Raw genomic sequence first — 18,854 nt, 5'->3', positions numbered from 1 at the left:
TCTATTTTTTATATAAATATAATGTACCATTTTTAGGTGTTCTTATATTTCGTCCAGTAACGCCCCTACTTTTAAGTTCCTTTTGTAATGTATTCATGAAGAAACCATGACAAACAATTAATATATTATTACTTGATTCATCCTTTATACTATCCAAAAACTCATTCACACGTTTTTGGGTATCTTTTTTATTCTCTATTTGAGATTTGCACTGAAAAAGCCAGGCAAATCTCCCACTTATACACCAGAATATATAAGGAATTTTTATATTAGTATTAAATATTGGTGCTATAGGAACTTCTCTTAATAATTGAGTTTTAATTATTTCACCTTTGAAAATAGATTGAGAAGTTTTAATGGCTCTTGATAAATCACTTGAAAAACATTTGTCCCATTTTATATCTCCTATTTTAAATTTATTTTCTACAACATCACTATTATCATATTGTTTTACCCATTGCTTAAAATCAGCAGATGTCATAAACATCTTTGTAGAACAATTAACTTTAAAATGCCTAACCAATCCTATATTCATTTATCCTCCAATATTACGCAATTTTATATAATTTGTACTATTTAAAATAGTTTACAATACCTAACGATTAGTTAGATATATTGTATGCCATTTTTCTTATAAGTTTTAATAAATTTTCTCTATCCTCATAAGTATCTAAAGAAATCATTATTTTTCCGTAAACTTCTTCCTCAAATTTTCTATGTTCCTCTTGGGCCATATTACCCTCCTTAGTAAGTTCTAACTTGTAGGATCTTCTATCCTTATTGCTAAGAGTTCTAATAATAAGATTGCGCTTTTCTAATCTATCAATCATACTAGTTAATGTACTTTTAGGTACATTTAATACTTCTAATATATCTTTTATAATAACATTTTCTTTTTCAGAAATAATTCTTAGTATTGTAAGTTCATTAGTTCTTAGTCCTTGTATTCTCAAAAACTTTGATTCTATATCCTTATAGTTAGATGATACTATCATAAAATGCCATAATTTATTTAATTCATCTACTTGCCTTTTATATTCTAAATCCATATAATCACTCCAAAATTTGTTTTATATTTATTACTTATTTTTTTATATTAGCATTAATAGCAAAACTTTTATTATTTATTTTTTTAAAGTTAGATGGCTTAAATCCACACTTTATTAAAAGTTCCTCAATTTCTTTCTTGCAATATATTTTATAATCGCCACTACTACTTCTTTTACAATATAAATTTAATATTTTTCTAATAACTACTGGTGAAGTTGGATCTCCAATAATTAATGTTCCATTAAATTTTAATATTCTTTTCATCTCTAATAGTGTCTTTTCTGGGTTTGGATAATGATGAAATGATGCATTACATACAATTACATCAAAAGTATTATTTCCCCAAGGCATACATTCTGAATCACCAACTCTTAATTCAGCTCTATTATCAAGATTTTTTTTGGCAACCTCAATCATTTTTTCTGAAAGATCTAATCCATATAATTTTATATTATTTTCAACTAATTTCATCAATACATTTCCGGTGCCACATCCAACATCTAATAACTTTTCAGGCTTAATAAGCATTATTCTGCTAATAATTTCATTATACATCGGAGCTACGAATTTCCCATCATGACTCTCATCGTAAGATTCAGCTTGTTTATTGAAATTTATTTTTGAATTTTCTTTAAAAATATTTTTATTATTTTTCATATAAGATCCTCCTCTAGATAATAGTAATACATCAATATAGTTCTTGTTTCGTACTATACTAACATGGTACTACTTTTTCAAAAAAAGTCAATATAAAAAAACTTGCAATTGTTCGTCTTGTTGATCATAATTAAAAGGATGATTTAGATTAATTAAATTTGGGCAAATAATATCATATCCAGCCATAGAAAACTTCTCACAGACCAACTTAATATGCTGATTAATACCATATATTTCATGTAACACTATGATTACAGAATTAGAATTACTTATAATCTTCACATGGGCCTCCCTAAAGTAATTATACTAATAACACCATAAAGGATATCATCTATAATAATCTCATAATATCTATACTTATCATAATATGTTGATTGAACAAGATTATCATAAATCTTATATTAATAAATCTATTGATGAACTTATTACTGCTATAACAAATTTTCTTGATCTATAATTTCATATCTTTCATTTGATAATGCTAATATGGTGTTATCTATATCTTTATTTTTAACAAGTATATAATCTGTATCATATGTGGAAACAGCAAAAATACTGATTCTTTTTAGCGCCAATATAGTACTAATTGATGAAATAATACCAATTAGCGAAAAATCTAATGGTCCCTCAACTTTTAAAATTCTCCAATCTTTTTCACACTTTATATTACTCGGTATACTATCTTGAGAGCATACAATTGATAATTCATCTGATGTTTTTGTTATAGAATAAAAACTGCTGTTTTTTACCCATTCAGGAATTTGCTCATTTTTATTTAATCTACAAACCGCAAATTTTTCATTTAATAATTTCATTGTTAATATTTTTTCTGACATATCTTACTTTCACCCTTCCCTTTTTATGGTTTCTACCCACTTATAAATTTATTATCTTTTAATATATCAAAAATTGTTAATGTTGTCAATATTAACTTCCATTTTATAATTATCTAACCTAGTATAAATATATTAATAATTAGTGGGTATAATCTATAAAGAGGTCATCAAGTAAATAACAAACTCTAAATAGTTTCATTTTTAGTTTTTCTATACTCTACACTGTATTTTCTCACACTCCTAGTCCGCTATATAATACAAGAAGTTGATAATCATATTGTTTATGGTATAGCCTAGTTTGTTGTCTTCTGTGCTTGCTAAATGGGTATCCCTTAAATTATCAAATTAAAACTATAGCTGCGTAAAAAGCAATACCTAACGTCATAATGGCAATAGCTATAATTTCAGCAATCTTTCTGCTTTTTTTAAGGCCTAATAACTCAACTGTCTCGGGTGTTGTATAATGATAAATAAGAATCGTTATTCCAATATATTCTGATAAATATAAAGTGCATACACTCCATTGAAGCTGTTACAGCGACCTAGGAGATGACTTAATTATGCCTCCCCATATTGCTGAGCGAAATATAAAATCCACGATTTTTCAACTTTATAATTACCTATTGGATTTCCTGTTGCTCCATCATATAAGTTGTAATCACCAGTTCTATAAATCATAGCATTTTCATTATCAAGAATTTTTTTATCCATTTCATATTGACCTTTATTAACATGTACACTTACTTTAAAGGCTCCAATTGGATGTCCAGTTACTAATAAATGTGTTCTAATAGATATTGAAGGAGTTATATGAGTTATAATAACTCCTCCAATAAATATTGTTATAGTTAATAATATTATAATAACTTTTCTTAAAAACCTCATTCTTTCCTCCTCAAATTTGTTGAATAATAATTTGCAATTACGCAACGATTTTAAATCGCTCATACCCTGCTAAACTATATGATATTTATTCATTTTATGTCTTAGCGTAGGTTTTGTCGGAATTATAGAAAACCTAGACTTACAACTTGAGTGCCACCTATTTTACATTCTCACAATAGTAAATCATTGACTCACTTAAGAACTTAGCTAAACCTTCTTTATACTTATCAATGTTAGCCGTGAAACGTTCGTCATTAACATATAAGTCAGCAAGTCCTCTAAATATTTCTATAGTACAATCATAAAAATTATCAGTAATGTGTTGTCTTAACTCAGCAACTGCCTTTTGAACTTCTGAATTGCCTATTCCTTTATCCATGTTAGCTATAATTTTCTCGTTGATTTTTCCATTAGTTGCATTAATCCTAGCCCAATCCTCTTTTGTGTATTTGGAGGTTTTTTTCAAGCTTTCCTTGTAGGCATCAGTGTCGCCATATTTTTGCTTCGTTTCCTCTGCATATCTTTCTTTATGAGCCTCTATTTCGCTTATATCAAACCCCTCAAACATTTCATTCTTATTCATATCTATTCCTCCTTCAATGTAATCTATAGTTTTATCTACAGATTTTATAATCTTATCGAGTCTCTTCTTTTTTTCTATCAATAGCTCCCTATGTGTCTTTAATGCATGTTTTCTATCGAAGTCCGGATTATCTAAAATTTCTTTTATTTCTAGAAGAGTAAAATCCAATTCTTTAAAGAACAAAACTTGTTGTAATCTTTCAAGGTCATCATCAGTGTAGAGTCTATATCCGGCAGGTGTTACAGACTTTGGCTTTAAGATGCCTATCTGATCATAATGATGAAGTGTACGCACACTTACACCAACCATATCAGCTACTTCTTTTATTTTATAAGACATAAAATTAACTCCTTTGTTCTTTATTAATCTTCCCTACAAATTTATAATAATCTATGACGTTACGTTAGAGTCAATACCCTTTTGGAAATAAATTATAGATATCTTTCGACATAAAATGAAAATGTATAGTATAATATCATTTCAATCGCAATCATTATTACTAGTAATGCTTAACGATTAAACCCCACATCTAATGATATGGGGTTACTTGAGAGGACATAAAAAACAATCCGTATCAATTAAACTAAATATGTTTTTTACTTTTATTTAACTGTTCTTTTGAAACCAATATCAAGATTGTCACACTCATTAAGAATTAATGCCTGTGCCACAATTACATCTTGCCCATTAAAAGTACATGATGGAGCTTCGTATAATTTATACCCCTCATCAAGTAATTCAGAAATTTTCTTGCAAAAATTCGCATCATCTTTTCCTGTAATTAAGCGATATTTAAGTTTGTTTTCCATAGGTTATCTTTAGCGAGAGCGTGTACTTTAAGTATACAAACCCACTAAATATCCACTTCCTTTCTTGTTTTGAATTTTATGTGTATTTCATATTAGTAACTCTGTTGATAGTTCTACATATTCTGAATGTTATGAATTAACATAAGTTATTATTTCATCTATATTCTTTCTTCTTGTAAAATCTACTGGCTTGTCATACATGGCTAACATGCCTCTTGCCTCAGGTGTTAATTCTTTTTTCATCTTAATCTTCCATTTTAGTAATGTCATAAGTGCTTTATCAAAAGGCTTTATTTTACTATAATCAAATCCACCTCTTAAATAAAAGAACTGTACAGACTTCTGTTCCTCTGGAGTAAAATTTTTATCTTTTACTTCATGTATTACCTCTTCACTCGATGGCGATGCCCCCGTTGCGAAAACAATGACTTTTTTACCTTTAAATTTGTCGAGATTTTTCGTTATATATTTTACTCCAATGATACCAACAGCATACAAACTGCCGCCATAAATCACGGTATCATAATTTGTAACTACATTTATATCAGCACTTGAAACATCAAAAATATCCGCTGATAACGCCTCAGAAATCCATTCTGCATATTTTTTTGTAAAGCCTGTTTTGGACTTGTATATTACTACAGTTTTCATTAATTTCACCTCTTATAATATATATTTTTTCGCATTATACTACATTCAGAATTTCAACATATTAAAACCCAACTGAAATTATATCACTATATATAATCATGTACTTCAGCTATACATGCTATTTTAAAATCTGCTACAATATTCTCATTTGAATTGTTATTATTAAAATTGAACCATATAGTTTTCATACCTAAATCTAATGCTGGCTTTATGTCACACTCTAAACTATCCCCTACCATTACTGCCTCTACAGGTGTAATCCTCATTAACTCAATAGCATTTATAAAAATTTTCTTATTGGGTTTACATATTTTTAATGAATAACTGAAAGTAAAACTATCAATTAGATCATAAATTTTCGCCTTTTTAAAGCACTCTTTCATAACTTCATCATAATAACAAGTATTTGATATAATCCCTATTTTATATCCCTTATCTTTTATCAGTTTTAAAGTGTTGTATAAATCGCTTTCAAAACATACCTGCTCTTTATACTCCGTATAAAATAAATTAATTGCTTCTATACATTGATTTAAATTGAACTTTAATTGATATTTTTCAAGGAAGTTATTCAGAAAATTTTCTATTGGATACTCTATAAGAGTTATTTTTCTATGATTTATTCCACGCATCCAACACTCATAAAATCCATCTTTTACATCCTCAAATAGAATTTTTTCATTGAATTTTTTTAGATATCTAGTTAGATATATTAAGCCCTGCATGTCTTTTTCATCATCTGATGCTCCATAATGAAAATGCAATAATGTGTTTCCCATATCAAAAAATATCACTTTAACTTCATTCATAATTTCACCTCAATCTGAATATAACTCAATCGTTGTCGTATTACATTAACTATATTCATACACATTTAAAACAAATTACTCCATATTCTCTGGTGTGAGATTACCTCCCACAAAATATCATTCTCAATTAAAATTCGTATTTTGATTCCCTTCTATCATTTCTTCCAAATCGCTAAACACCTGTTTTCTGCTTACTGGTTCACAATGGCCATGTAAATAGACTTCAAATGGAATTTTCATCAGAACATCCCTATATTGTTTCACTCGTTCAACTTCACGTTGTCCCTTGTTATCATAAAAATCTCCAGAATCTGCATCTCCACAAAACAATATTTTTTCTTCAGGAACATAGATAATCACACTGTCTTTTGAGTGAGGTGATGGACAATTTAATGCAATGCAGGTAATTCCCCCTAGGTCAATGGAAATACTTCTATCGAATGTCATATCAGCTGATTTAACACTAATTTCTGATAAATCCTTATATTCTTTGCGGATATTCTCATCGCAAAATTCAATTTCTTCACCACTCGCAAGACGCTCTTCCATAACTTGGTCAGTCCATTTCCATTGCATTACCTCTTTCAGTTTGTTATTGGTAAGTTGCCCTGCAATAGTCATTCCATTGAATGCTTCCATACCAAATGTATGATCCCAATGCCAGTGTGTAATGAAAGCAATTTGTGGAATGGGAAGATGTCTTTCTTCAAGTCCCGCATAAAATAAAGAAAGATGTTTAGGTGAATTACCGCAATCAATCATAATCGAATACTTATTCCCCAAAATATAACCAAGATTTGGTCTGTCTGTATTTTCATCGAAAGGCAAGTAATATATCCTCTCTGATATTTGATTTATAACCATCTATTCTCCTTCCGTTATATAAATAACCCTTTACTAATCATTATTTTATAATATCGGCGCAGTTAATTAAAATCACAGAGTATTTTATAATTTAATATTTATCCAATATCTCTGAGTTACTTCACCCTCTTCAATAACTTCATTCTCTAATACTCCACCATTATTTAATATAGTTTTTGCTGAAGCTATATTTATTTTGTCACACGTAACCAACGCCTTTTTAATACCTAACTGTTTCACTAATGATAATGATAGTGAAAGCATCTTAGTAGCATAGCCTTTCTTACGTTCAGAAGGCCTTATCCCATACCCTATATGTCCGCCATAATTTAGCAAAAAATTATTTAATTCATGTCTAATATGTAACGCACCATAAATCTTCATGTTTTCATCAATTAAAAAATATAGAGTAGATGGAACAAATCCATCTTCATATGCTTTATTGTTTTTTTGGGTCTTCCAACAATTAATTAAATCTTCATAATTGACCATACTCTTTCTAGATGCGTATGGAATTATTTCTTCTCCTGATTTTTCCCATTCAACTATATAATTGTTATATTCTTTTTCCATTTCAAGTTTTGGCTCAATCAACTTAAATATCATAAAACTCCTCATCCTTTCTGAATATTCAAACCAGACGCATGTTTTCTTTATACAATTCAACAGAGATTTATAATTTTCCTTTATATTTTGAAAAAAGAATATAAGCATCCTATTAATTAACAAAATATTCACTGATAATTTATATATGAATAATGTCTCCTGCACTTGCTTTTTCTAATCGATTGATTATAGAATTCCCTAAACCACTATTATTGGGAGCTTGTACATAAATATGACTTACATTCAATTTATCACATTCTCTAATCAAATCAAATATCTTTTGTGCAGCTATATTTAACATTTTAAAACTTCCTAAACTATATATATGTTGATAGTCCTCAAAATCATTTAAAAATTCTTGAAAACAAATTATAACATCGTTCTCATTTGCATTTTCTTTAATCCATTTAGACGTTTTTATATACTCTCCCTCAACCAATGTTAGCGGTGCATCTGGTGCATAGTGTCTATATTTCATTCCTGGAGCCTTTGGAATTTCCATTTCTTTCACGCTTAATAAATCCTTTTTGTATATAAGATTTGGAATTACCTTACATATGTCATCCAAGCTTATTGCTCCTGGTCTTAGAAGTATTGGGACTGGAGTAGACATATCTATTCAACTATGTGCTTGGGACTTTCACCCATTAGATTACGCCCATGCCGGGCACACTAATATAGTAAAGCCATATCATTAGATATGACTTTACTTGTGAAGAATGAGACACAAAATACTAACTTGTTCACTTTAACTTATCAATGTTTCCTGATTGAATATATTTAATATTTGCTTGGATTTTTTCATATGTCCAATTCCACCACTTAATTATAAGCAATTTAGAAATTGTTTCATCATCATACCTTTTCTTTATAACTTTTGCGGGTACTCCTCCAACAATAGTATATGGAGGAACATCCTTAGTAACTACCGCTCTAGTTCCAATAATTGCACCATCACCAATCTTCACCCCTGACATGATTATAGCGTCATAACCTATCCACACATCATTTCCAATTTCAATATCACCCTTATTATCCCAAGCATCGGTTATATGGCTGACGGGTAAATCCCATTCCTCATAAAATATTGGAAATGTATAATTAGATAGTGATTTCATTGTGTGATTTCCACTTGTCATAAGAAACTTCGCTTTACATGCAATTGAACAAAACTTTCCAATTATTAATTTATCATTGTTTACAATATACTGATATAATACATTATTTTCTTCGAAATCCCTTGGATCATTATTAAAATCATTATATATTGTATAATCTCCAACTTTTATATTATCTCTTGTAATTACATTTTTAAGATATATTGTTTGGTTGTCATTACTTCTTGGATATATTTTATCTGAATTTGAAATAGTCATATTTTAATCTCTCCTTTGTATTAAGATACTTTAATTCCTATTCCATTATTACAATGCATTTTTTCATACAATCACTCCTCAAACAGTAACCTTATATATCATATTATACCATATTATTCAATAATTAAAGTATTTGATATTTATATAATAAGATATCTAAAGTTTTAATAATTTTGCCATGTTATCCCCTAAAACAGCATTAATATATGATTTATTGCATAATTTTTCAATAGCTTCTTTTGATAACTGCAAATCTCCATATGGCATATCTGCACCAAATATACATTTTAATGGAATTTCATTTATGGCTATTTTCAAAACAAGTGTAGAAAAACAAGCAGATGTATCAAGATATAAATTTGGCATCTCTTTTGCAAGTTCTATTGCCGTTAGCCAGTTACTTCCTCCCATATGTCCTAATATAACAGGAATATCAGGAAATTTTTTGCTTAGTTCAGCGATTTCCTTAATATCTTGTAATACTAAAGGATTAAACGCGTGTATCCAAATTGGTAATTTTCCAAATATCATCGAAGACTTAAAAATGGTAGTTAATATTTTTATTTGACCACTTGGAAGTGTAAATTCACCAATACCAGCAAATTTGTTTTTTACTATGTTTTCTTCAATATATAAGTTAGTATCATTTTCATTCAATCCAACGGGTACAGAACCAAATCCAATATATCTCGATGGATACCTTTGAATTATTTGTTTGAGTTCATTTATAGACTTATATTTTTCATCTAATGAAGAATTTGTTTTCCCAGATACAATATCATTTAAAATTTTCATCTCTTTTTTTAAACCTTGTAAATTATCTGCTTTCTCTGGATGTATTGATGTTGAAAACAGAATTGTTTTTTCAACACCAGCCTTATCCATTATTTCGATATGTTGTTCAACTGGTAAATTAACATGTGAATGTCCATCAATAACCATATATATCATTCCTTCTTATTTCTAATTTGAGTTGCAACTCACCCTTATTATAGATTAGTTTCCAAAAAATAATAGTATGCACTTTTTTGTGATATACTTTCAAAAAGGAGAGTGAAGATATGTCAGAGAAATTATGTTATATCAGTAATAAAGAACCTTTTGAATACACTTTGTCAGTCGTAAGTGGAAAATGGAAGTTAAAAATAATTTATTTACTTGCTTGTATGGGTACTGTAAGATATGGGGTTTTAAAGAAAAATATTGAAGGTATTACTCATAAGATGTTAAGTTCACAATTAAAAGAATTAGAAAACAAAAATATTATATTAAGAAAAGAGTATCTTCAAATTCCTCCAAAAGTAGAATATTCTCTTACCGAAAAGGGGCAAAGTCTCATGCCAATTGTTAATGATATGTGTACGTGGGGCGAAAAACAAATTTAAATCGTAACCATTTAATATAATAGGTGGTGTATTTAGGAATGTATTCTTATAACAAAATAGTACATCCACTTTTGAAATTATTAATACGAAATTTAAAAGAAGGAAAAACATAGAGGTCACTATGAATTAATGACCTCTATGTTTTTCCTTCTTTTTCAACTCATGCATTGCAAATTGCCTTGCTTTCTGTTCCTTCTTCATAATTCGCATATTTATATTAATATAAGGTAACTAGTCTTAAACCTTGTTTTGTTACTTATTTAAACTATTTTAACATTTGCACTTCTTTGAGCGTTGGTAGAGATGCTATAGCACCGAGCTTTGTACATGTAATAGCGCCAACTTTATTACTAAAAATTATTATATCTTTAATAGTATCAGGATTATTCATGAATGATTTTGGATTCTTTAGCTGTGCAAGCTTATAAAGAAATGCACCTACAAATGCATCACCAGCTCCTGTTGAATCAATACATTTAATTTTTATGCTATTTATTATACTGCTTCCTTCATTGGTAGAAATTAATGTACCTGCTTCCCCAAGTGTAACAGCTACGACTTTTGCACCTAAGCTATGAAACAACTTAATACCTTCATCTATGTTTTCTTTACCTGAAATTATTTTTATTTCTTCATCACTTACTTTAACAAAATCTGAATATTTAAGACATTTTTTTGATATTTCTACAAAGTCACTCAATCTATTTTTCCACAAATCTATTCTATAATTAGGATCAAAAGAAATAAAAACTTCATTTTTAAAAGCAAGCTCCATAGCTTTTAAATAAGTTTCCTTTGAAGGCCCACCTAAAAGTGCGGTTGCAGAACCAAAATGCATTATTTTAAAAGATTTTAGCTTATCACGACCTAGCTCCTCAAAAGTTAATAATTCATCTGCACCTCTATTAAAAATAAAATCTCTTTCTCCATCTTCATTTAACGAAACAAACGCTAAAGTAGTCTTAGAATTTTTATCAAGTATAAGCATAGAAGTGTCTACTCCGGCTTCCTCTAATGTTTCCTTCAAGAACATACCAAAGTTATCATTACCAACTTTCCCTGCAAAATATGCTTGGCCTCCTAACTTTGATATAGCTGCTGATACGTTAGCTGGTGCACCTCCTGCTTTTTTTACGAAATTTTCTCCTTTAGTTAAACCACTATTAATATCTGAACAAATAAAATCAATTAATAATTCACCAATACATAGTATTTTATTCATAATACGCCTCCTAATTCCAATTATTATTCATTTACTTTAACACAGTTTAGACTAAATTGTATATATACCTTTTATTTTTGATGTTTATTACTTTTGGAATTGCTTATGCTCTTGACGCCGTTTACAAAATACAGTAAAATGAAAACAAGCGAAGCTAAACGAAATATAAATCGAACATAAACGAACACGAATAAACAGGTTGCAGCTTAAGCAACTATGAAATATAAAGAAAGGGATGGAAAATATGACTAAAAACCTAAATCTAATTAAAAGACTAACTATATTTTTTGTAGGAATGAGTATTATACAGATTGGAGTAGCATTATTTTTAAAAACTAATATTGGTTCCGATCCATTTACTTTATTCACTCAAGGATTAGCATCTTTATTAAATAAAACACCCGGAAATGCTAATATGGTTATTTTATTTGTATTGTTTTGCATAATACTTGCAGTTGAAAGACGTCGTATAAAGATAGGAACAATTATATGCGTTGTTGGAGTAGGACCTATTATTGACCTTGGAGTAAAGGCTGTTTCGTTTTTCCCAATTGCATCTTTAAATATTGGTGCAAAGATACTTTTAGTTGTATTAGGTTGTGTTTTAATTGCAATTGGATTTTCTATACTTAAAGCAAGTAATCTAGGTGTTGCACCAAATGATATCATTCCATTTATTGTAAAAGATAAAATTAATTTAGAATATCGTTGGATTCGTATGGTGTTAGATATTAGCTTTGTAATAATGGGCTTTGCACTCGGCGGAGTATTTGGAATAGGTACAATAATATCTGCATTATTAACAGGCCCATGTATACAATTTTGTCTTCCGTATGGAGAAAAGTTCGTAAATATTATTGTTAAAGATCAAGCTGAAGATGAGTCTGCATCTGAGTCTGAATCTGAAGAAAATATATCTTTAAGGGCTTAAATTTAAAAGCTAACGATATTGCAATAATTCTTTGAGAGAGACAGTCAAACTAATAGTAAATATTTGAATGTCTCTTCCTCAAGGAGTTAATTGATAATTAAACTTATATAAGTTCCAGTATTTGTTTGGGATTTTTCAAAATATAATTTGCATTAATTCCAATTGACGATTTAGCACCCCATAACGCTAATGCAAAATCTATACCAGCACTAGATGCACATTCCATATCATATTTAGTGTCCCCGATATATATAGTCTTTGATTTATCTATCCCTGACAATTCAATAAATTTTAAAATTGGATCTGCATTAGGCTTATGTCTTTCTGTATCATCTGCACAAACTACTAATTTAAAATAATCGGCCAACCCAAAAGGTATAAAATCACTTATGTACTCTGCTTTAGTCTTTGATGTAACTATACCTGCTAAAATCCCTATTTCGCTTAATTTAACTAAAGTATCCTTAATATCATCAAAGACTTTCACATGATTAAGATAGTCTTTCAAATATCTATTCCATTTCTCATTAGACTGAAACAGATTGGTTATTCCAAGTTTATTTAATGCTACTTCTCCTGGAATACCTAATGCAAATCTTAGTTCTTCAAAACTAAACTTTTTATTAAGTTCTTCAAGCACTAATTTTTGAAGTGATGAAAGAATTGCAAATTCAGTATCTAAAATTGTACCATCAATATCAAATATAATATAATTATACATTTATTACCTCCATTATTTAAATTAAGTATATTTACACTTCTTTCGAACTGCGTAATATCCCAATTTGACATTACTTTCACCTTAGTTCTTTATATAATAATCTGACTGCATCCTCATAACATTTAACTTTCTTAACCGTAAAATATTTTCTGAATTCTTTCGTCCTCATGTCCATCTCTTCTTCTATTTCATTTGCTTTATTCATAATAAACACAACATTTTTACAATCTGTATTTGACATAGCTGGAAGCAAGAAAGTAAATCCCCATTCTGTATCTCCTTTTTCATCTTCAAATCCGTTTCTTGCATCTACAATAAAATTAAGCAGCCTTAACCCTTTAGAATTTAGGGTTTTAGCCGCTTAAACAATTTTTATAATTTCCACATATACTTGAGATACTTTTATCATGAAATATTAAAAAACAGACTTTGCTGATTAAGTATTGACGTTTCTTCTGTAATTTTTTTTGTTAAAGCATCAATATCAGACTGAGTTACACCAACTTTATTATTTAATATTGTTGTAGCAAATTGCATATCTTCAACCAATTCAACATATTTTACACTTATCACTGGTTGTGCATATCCACAACCCAAATATGGAGCACAAGTAGCCATTTGCCTTGAAGCCGATACTAAGCTTTGCACCAAAGCTGCTTCATCCAAGTTTATAGATGCTATACTTGTTTCTAGTAGTTCATTAAGTATTGACGTTTCTTCTATAATTTTTTTTGTTAAAACATCAACATCAGACTGAGTTACAGCAATTTTATTATTTAATATTGTTGTAGCAAATTGGGTATCTCCAACTAAATTAATATATGCTGTGTTTATCACTGGCCGTACATATTTATTATTCAAATATGAAGTGCAAGCAGTAATTCCACTTGAAGCAGCTACTACGCTTCGCTTCAAAGCTATTTCATTCAAGGCTACAACCGTAGATGGTAGTACTTTTAATGAGCAAGTAACTTGTGGTTCAATTGTAGCTGCTTGAGCCATTACTGGTAAAATAAATTCATTTATTGCCATGCCTACTACCAATAAAGTAACTATTACTTGTTTTCTTGTTTTTTTCATTTATACCACTCCCTAATAGTTATTAAACATTATTTGAATAAAACCGATATCTCCATCAGTATCACATGCCTCTTATTTTTACGAGTATGGCACACCTTTTTACTTAATTATACTATTTTTGCCACGAACTGTATATGGGAACCATAATAAATTTTTATACTTATGAGTTGTTTTACTTATATTTTGAAATGAATATCAACTAAATTCCACCGAAGCGTCTATCTCTTTCTTGATAATCATGTATTGCCATATGTAAATGCTTAGCCTTAAAATCAGGCCAATATATATCTGAATACCAAAACTCTGAATAAGCACTTTGCCACAGCAGAAAATTACTTAGCCTCTGTTCTCCACTGGGCCTTATAATAATATCTGGATCAGGCATTCCAGCCGTATATAAATAGTTAGCAACTAATTTTTCATCTAAATCAACTTTATTTATTTTTCCATACTCAATATCTTCATTAATTTTTTTAAAGGCCATAATCAATTCAGCTCTACCACCATAATTAAAGGCTAAATTTAATACTAACCCCTTATTATTCTTTGACTTTTCAAATGCATTATTCAATGCATTTTGGCATATTAACGGAAGTTTAGTTATATAACCGATACTGTTTATTACAACATCATTTTTATATAACTCTTCAAACTCACTTTTAAGATATTCTACAAGTAACTTCATTAAAGCATTTACTTCATCAGCCGGTCTTACCCAGTTTTCCGTTGAAAACCCGTATAATGTTAAATATCTCACACCTATCTTACTACATTCTTTTACTACATCCCTTAAAGCTTCAACCCCTGCTTTATGACCTATATTTCTAGGTAATTTCCGTTTTTTTGCCCATCTTCCATTTCCGTCCATAATAATTCCGATATGTTTAGGGATATTATTCATATCTATAGAACAATCATCAGTTATTAATAGTTTCTTCTTTTTTAAAATATTCCACATTAATGTTATTCTCCCCTTCCTATATAATCATCCCCTAATAATACCATTAAATTTCCTGCTTCTTTCTTTAAACTAATATATGTGATAAAATCCATTCAACAATTATTCAATTCTTCTGTTTTTATAATAATATTCTTTATCCCGTTCATCTATATTCCTTAACACATGACATGGATTTCCTACAGCAATTACATTTTCAGGAATATCATGAGTAACAACACTTCCAGCACCTATAACTGAATTATCTCCTATAGTGATGCCTGGCAAAATAACTACATTAGAACCTATCCATACATCGTTACCAATTCTTACGGGAATTGAAAACTGAGTACCTGGCCTGCGGAGATTTGAATCAACTGGATGTCCTGTTGGGGTTATTGTCACATTAGGTGCTATCATTACATGTTCGCCTATATAAACATCAATATCATCTACAATTACAAGATTAAAATTAGCATAAAAATAGTCACCAATATGCACATTTGTACCATATGCCATATGTACTGGTGGTTCAATCCAAATATTCTCACCCATATCTCCTAATAATTTTCTGAGCAAGTCTTTCATTTTTTTTTCTTCACTTGGGTGTGTATGATTATAATCATATAATAATTCCTTACACTTTTTACGTTCCTCTTCAAGACCCTCTCCTGCATCTATATACAATAGCGATAGGTAAGACTTTGATGTAATCTTCACCTTTTCCCCCGCTCAACACCGTACGTGAGACTTTCACCTCATACGGCGCGCCCTCAATTCATATTTTCCTTTTAACTTATATACAATTCACAATTTCCAACCAATTTACGAAGTTTATTTATTTTAATCAGGCTTGATTCATTAATGAATTTCTGCATTTTATTTATATAGTTTAGTATCGTTTTCTTTGTTATTGCATGAATTAGTTTATGAATACCACAAATAACAAATGTTAAATTTGCATATTCATCTTTCCCACCTAATTCTCTTGGAATTTTATGGTGGGAATCCATGTTATTTATTAACAATGGCTCTCCTGTTACACTACATTTCCCATTTTGTCCTACATATAGCGATACTCTGTTATCGTTATATTCTGTGGTTTCACCTTGTATTGGGTTTTCCATGATGTATTTTAGTGCATTGTGATTGACCCCTTTGAGGTTATCATGGATTAATTCTCTACCTTCTTTGGTAAAGTTGCATATATTTCGGGAGAAATTCATTGCATTTTTTGTTTTAATTCCTGCTATTGGAAACAATGCTATACTAGCAATATATACTATTTTAAGATTATATTTACCATAATAGTTAATATATGCTTTACTCTTGTTACCTGTTTTACCTCGTATTCGTTTGGTACTATTATATAGGTTCTTGCTTACTAAGAAAGCTATTTTAGAAAAGTCTATGTTTGCATATGTTGCATATCTATAATAGTTGTGCAATCCTAATATAGATGCATTATATCTATTTACAGTTGCTACAGTTGGACTTTTCTTAATTTCCTTGATTCTTTCCAATATACCTTTTATAATTTTCTTTGTTGCTTTATCATTGATGTTGGATTTGATAACCTTTTTCTTTCCCTTTTTGATAATCTTCAGTTTGAACCCTAGGAAGTTTGAATAATTTTTCCTAATATTAATTACTTTTGACTTTTCTGGACTAATATCTAGGTCTAGTCTTTCCTTTAACCAGTTTTTAACTGCTATAAGCGCCTTTTGAGCTGTTTCATAATCTCTACACATTAACTTAAAATCATCTGCATATCTGACTATGAACATTTGTTTAAGTTTGGAGGACTTTAATGCACTAAATTTATTGTAACTTGTATATTTGTGCCTTGGTTCAAATGTCTCCCATTGATTGCTAATCCACCAATCTAACTCATTTAACACTATATTACTTAATAATGGCGATAAAATCCCACCCTGCGGGGTTCCTTTTTGAGGAATGCCTATTCCATCAATTTCTGCTTTTAGCATTTTTGATATTATTGTTAGTAGACTTTTATCTTGTATCCCTAAAGACCACATTTGCTTTAATAGCTTACCATGATTTACATTATCAAAAAATCCCTTTATATCTATATCAACTACATAATGTAGGTGAGCTCTATTTGCTAAGAATGTCATTCTCGATATTGCATGGTGTGTACTTCTATTAGGTCTGAATCCATAATTATGTGCATGAAACTTTGCTTCACATATAGGTTCTAATACTTGTTTGATACATTGCTGTATAAGTCTATCTTCAATGCAGGGTATTCCAAGTGGCCTTGTTGCCGTTCCACCATCTTTAGGTATTTCAATTCTTCTTACTGGTTCAGGTTTATAATCTTTTAGTCTTTCTTTCACATACTCTATGAGATATTTAGGTTCCGTATCTGCAATTTTTAATATATTATTAAAGTTAGTTCCGGGTGTTTTACTCCCTTTGTTCCTCTTTATATTGCGATATGCTAATAGTATGTTTCTATCATCAGTAATTAACTCCATAAGATTTTTAAACTTCATATTATCTTTACTTTGCTTATAAAGGTTATCTTGTATTTCTTGGAAATCATAATATTCGTTATTTCTTAGTAATTTCTTCTTAAACTTCTTCAATTTGACTGTCATTAGTCAGCTCATCCCTCATATCTGGTGAATTTCGCTTCTATTAGTCTTACAAGAACCTAATAATATTGTTTTTTGTATATTTAAGAAAATAATTATTGACTTGTGGCTATCCCTCCACTCCTTATTATCAGAGGTTCATAGGTATTGTGCCACTACTTTCACATCAATTAAGATAAGTTATAGTTTAAACCTTTCCTTATCAACATTTCATTGAAATTAAGTTTCTCCATGCCTGATGCTTACCACGTTCCGATGACTTTTATCACTACATATACTTTTAGGTAATTCCTTTGAGCCTGTTTGATTGATACTGCCTTTAACAGTATAAGGACTTTCATAACATGCAATTTTACTTATCCTCACAAACCATACAACTTAGGTATGAAAAACATTTCTGTTCTTTAAACGTATAGACCCTTACATTCGGAATTTTGTCAGTTCCTAAGGAACATTCTTACCATGAGTATTTTATGGACTCCCGACCTATCGTACACACAACCACCTCTGGTTCGCTGTTCCTTTACTCTGCATATGCACAGCATTAGGGTGTATTCTCAATCGACTTCACCGAGCTTTATATCTCTCATTTCTTAATAAATAAGACACATATCGGAGTATCAGAGAAAGCCCTTCAAGGCGTTACCCCTTCATTTGACTTTTCAATGCCATCAGTTCTTAAACTTATTCAGTTTAGGCAACTCTTTTCAAGTTGCAACGTGTCGCACACATACCATTTTTCATTTTATCTCTAATTTTCATAATAACCTCCATAATTTATAAAATTCATTTAAATTAATGTTTTATATTTAATCTTTGCTTAGATATCGA

At 29.6% G+C, this 18,854-nt stretch carries 23 protein-coding genes and 1 pseudogene; 2 read left to right on the top strand and 22 right to left on the bottom strand.

Features of this window, described 5'->3' with window-relative positions; translation table 11 throughout:
* Position 1 precedes the first annotated feature (1 nt).
* From KPL44_RS06565 to KPL44_RS06495, 15 genes are all read right to left on the bottom strand, one after another.
* Entirely contained in the window at positions 2–535 is a 534-nt protein-coding gene (locus KPL44_RS06565) for a phosphoglycerate mutase family protein (protein ID WP_216248089.1), read from the bottom strand.
* A gap of 67 nt (positions 536–602) precedes the next feature.
* Complete coding sequence (locus tag KPL44_RS06560) at positions 603–1,049, bottom strand: MarR family winged helix-turn-helix transcriptional regulator (RefSeq protein WP_216248088.1); 447 nt, start codon at positions 1,047–1,049, stop codon at positions 603–605.
* A 34-nt stretch (positions 1,050–1,083) separates the two neighbouring features.
* Positions 1,084–1,707 carry a class I SAM-dependent methyltransferase gene (locus KPL44_RS06555; protein WP_216248087.1) on the bottom strand — a complete coding sequence of 208 codons (624 nt, stop codon included), beginning with the start codon at positions 1,705–1,707 and terminating at the stop codon, positions 1,084–1,086.
* Between the two features lie 87 nt (positions 1,708–1,794).
* On the bottom strand, positions 1,795–1,953 hold the full coding sequence (locus KPL44_RS25205) for a dienelactone hydrolase family protein (RefSeq protein WP_407935011.1): 159 nt from the start codon (positions 1,951–1,953) through the stop codon (positions 1,795–1,797).
* Positions 1,954–2,138: 185 nt separating this feature from the next.
* On the bottom strand, positions 2,139–2,543 hold the full coding sequence (locus KPL44_RS06545; protein ID WP_216248085.1) for an ACT domain-containing protein: 405 nt from the start codon (positions 2,541–2,543) through the stop codon (positions 2,139–2,141).
* Positions 2,544–3,101: 558 nt separating this feature from the next.
* The gene (locus tag KPL44_RS06540) at positions 3,102–3,428 is read right to left on the bottom strand and encodes a hypothetical protein (RefSeq protein ID WP_216248084.1); all 327 of its coding nucleotides are present in this window, start codon (positions 3,426–3,428) and stop codon (positions 3,102–3,104) included.
* Positions 3,429–3,585: 157 nt separating this feature from the next.
* Positions 3,586–4,350 (bottom strand): MerR family transcriptional regulator, encoded by a 765-nt coding sequence (locus KPL44_RS06535; RefSeq protein ID WP_216248083.1) that lies wholly within the window; start codon positions 4,348–4,350, stop codon positions 3,586–3,588.
* A 263-nt stretch (positions 4,351–4,613) separates the two neighbouring features.
* Positions 4,614–4,820, bottom strand: a complete 207-nt coding sequence (locus tag KPL44_RS06530) for a DUF1737 domain-containing protein (RefSeq protein ID WP_216104428.1) — start codon at positions 4,818–4,820, stop codon at positions 4,614–4,616.
* A 129-nt stretch (positions 4,821–4,949) separates the two neighbouring features.
* Positions 4,950–5,471 (bottom strand): flavodoxin domain-containing protein, encoded by a 522-nt coding sequence (locus KPL44_RS06525; RefSeq protein ID WP_216248082.1) that lies wholly within the window; start codon positions 5,469–5,471, stop codon positions 4,950–4,952.
* An 86-nt stretch (positions 5,472–5,557) separates the two neighbouring features.
* On the bottom strand, positions 5,558–6,280 hold the full coding sequence (locus KPL44_RS06520; protein WP_216248081.1) for an HAD family hydrolase: 723 nt from the start codon (positions 6,278–6,280) through the stop codon (positions 5,558–5,560).
* Positions 6,281–6,403: 123 nt separating this feature from the next.
* Complete coding sequence (locus tag KPL44_RS06515; RefSeq protein ID WP_216248080.1) at positions 6,404–7,144, bottom strand: MBL fold metallo-hydrolase; 741 nt, start codon at positions 7,142–7,144, stop codon at positions 6,404–6,406.
* 84 nt (positions 7,145–7,228) lie between these two features.
* Positions 7,229–7,750, bottom strand: a complete 522-nt coding sequence (locus KPL44_RS06510) for a GNAT family N-acetyltransferase (protein ID WP_216248079.1) — start codon at positions 7,748–7,750, stop codon at positions 7,229–7,231.
* A 139-nt stretch (positions 7,751–7,889) separates the two neighbouring features.
* Positions 7,890–8,363, bottom strand: a complete 474-nt coding sequence (locus KPL44_RS06505) for a Sua5 family C-terminal domain-containing protein (RefSeq protein WP_216248078.1) — start codon at positions 8,361–8,363, stop codon at positions 7,890–7,892.
* Positions 8,364–8,493: 130 nt separating this feature from the next.
* Entirely contained in the window at positions 8,494–9,126 is a 633-nt protein-coding gene (locus tag KPL44_RS06500; protein ID WP_216248077.1) for a CatB-related O-acetyltransferase, read from the bottom strand.
* A 156-nt stretch (positions 9,127–9,282) separates the two neighbouring features.
* A complete protein-coding gene (locus KPL44_RS06495; RefSeq protein WP_216248076.1) occupies positions 9,283–10,068 on the bottom strand; it encodes an amidohydrolase family protein in 786 nt (261 codons plus the stop codon).
* A 119-nt stretch (positions 10,069–10,187) separates the two neighbouring features.
* On the opposite strand from KPL44_RS06495, the gene KPL44_RS06490 reads away from it, so the two are divergent.
* On the top strand, positions 10,188–10,511 hold the full coding sequence (locus KPL44_RS06490) for a winged helix-turn-helix transcriptional regulator (protein ID WP_216248075.1): 324 nt from the start codon (positions 10,188–10,190) through the stop codon (positions 10,509–10,511).
* Positions 10,512–10,776: 265 nt separating this feature from the next.
* Here the strand turns inward: KPL44_RS06490 and KPL44_RS06485 are convergent, their stop codons facing one another.
* Positions 10,777–11,733, bottom strand: a complete 957-nt coding sequence (locus KPL44_RS06485) for a carbohydrate kinase family protein (RefSeq protein WP_216248074.1) — start codon at positions 11,731–11,733, stop codon at positions 10,777–10,779.
* 244 nt (positions 11,734–11,977) lie between these two features.
* On the opposite strand from KPL44_RS06485, the gene KPL44_RS06480 reads away from it, so the two are divergent.
* A complete protein-coding gene (locus tag KPL44_RS06480) occupies positions 11,978–12,664 on the top strand; it encodes a YczE/YyaS/YitT family protein (RefSeq protein WP_216248145.1) in 687 nt (228 codons plus the stop codon).
* 103 nt (positions 12,665–12,767) lie between these two features.
* On the opposite strand, the gene KPL44_RS06475 is transcribed toward KPL44_RS06480, so the two are convergent.
* From KPL44_RS06475 to ltrA, 6 genes and pseudogenes are all read right to left on the bottom strand, one after another.
* Positions 12,768–13,385 (bottom strand): HAD family hydrolase, encoded by a 618-nt coding sequence (locus KPL44_RS06475; RefSeq protein ID WP_216248073.1) that lies wholly within the window; start codon positions 13,383–13,385, stop codon positions 12,768–12,770.
* A gap of 76 nt (positions 13,386–13,461) precedes the next feature.
* Positions 13,462–13,707 (bottom strand): annotated as a pseudogene (locus KPL44_RS06470) (hypothetical protein); the annotation flags it as partial.
* A gap of 83 nt (positions 13,708–13,790) precedes the next feature.
* The gene (locus KPL44_RS06465; protein WP_216248072.1) at positions 13,791–14,465 is read right to left on the bottom strand and encodes a hypothetical protein; all 675 of its coding nucleotides are present in this window, start codon (positions 14,463–14,465) and stop codon (positions 13,791–13,793) included.
* Positions 14,466–14,664: 199 nt separating this feature from the next.
* Positions 14,665–15,423, bottom strand: a complete 759-nt coding sequence (locus KPL44_RS06460) for an isoprenyl transferase (RefSeq protein WP_216248071.1) — start codon at positions 15,421–15,423, stop codon at positions 14,665–14,667.
* 102 nt (positions 15,424–15,525) lie between these two features.
* Positions 15,526–16,122: a maltose acetyltransferase domain-containing protein gene (locus KPL44_RS06455; RefSeq protein ID WP_216248070.1), complete on the bottom strand. Its 597-nt coding sequence runs from the start codon at positions 16,120–16,122 to the stop codon at positions 15,526–15,528.
* A gap of 71 nt (positions 16,123–16,193) precedes the next feature.
* The gene (gene ltrA, locus KPL44_RS06450) at positions 16,194–18,026 is read right to left on the bottom strand and encodes a group II intron reverse transcriptase/maturase (RefSeq protein ID WP_216248069.1); all 1,833 of its coding nucleotides are present in this window, start codon (positions 18,024–18,026) and stop codon (positions 16,194–16,196) included.
* Between the last annotated feature and the right edge of the window lie 828 nt (positions 18,027–18,854).

The organism is Clostridium sp. DSM 17811 (assembly GCF_018861905.1).
Taxonomy (GTDB): domain Bacteria; phylum Bacillota; class Clostridia; order Clostridiales; family Clostridiaceae; genus Clostridium_AD; species Clostridium_AD frigoriphilum.
This window is presented reverse-complemented; position numbering and strand designations above follow the sequence as displayed.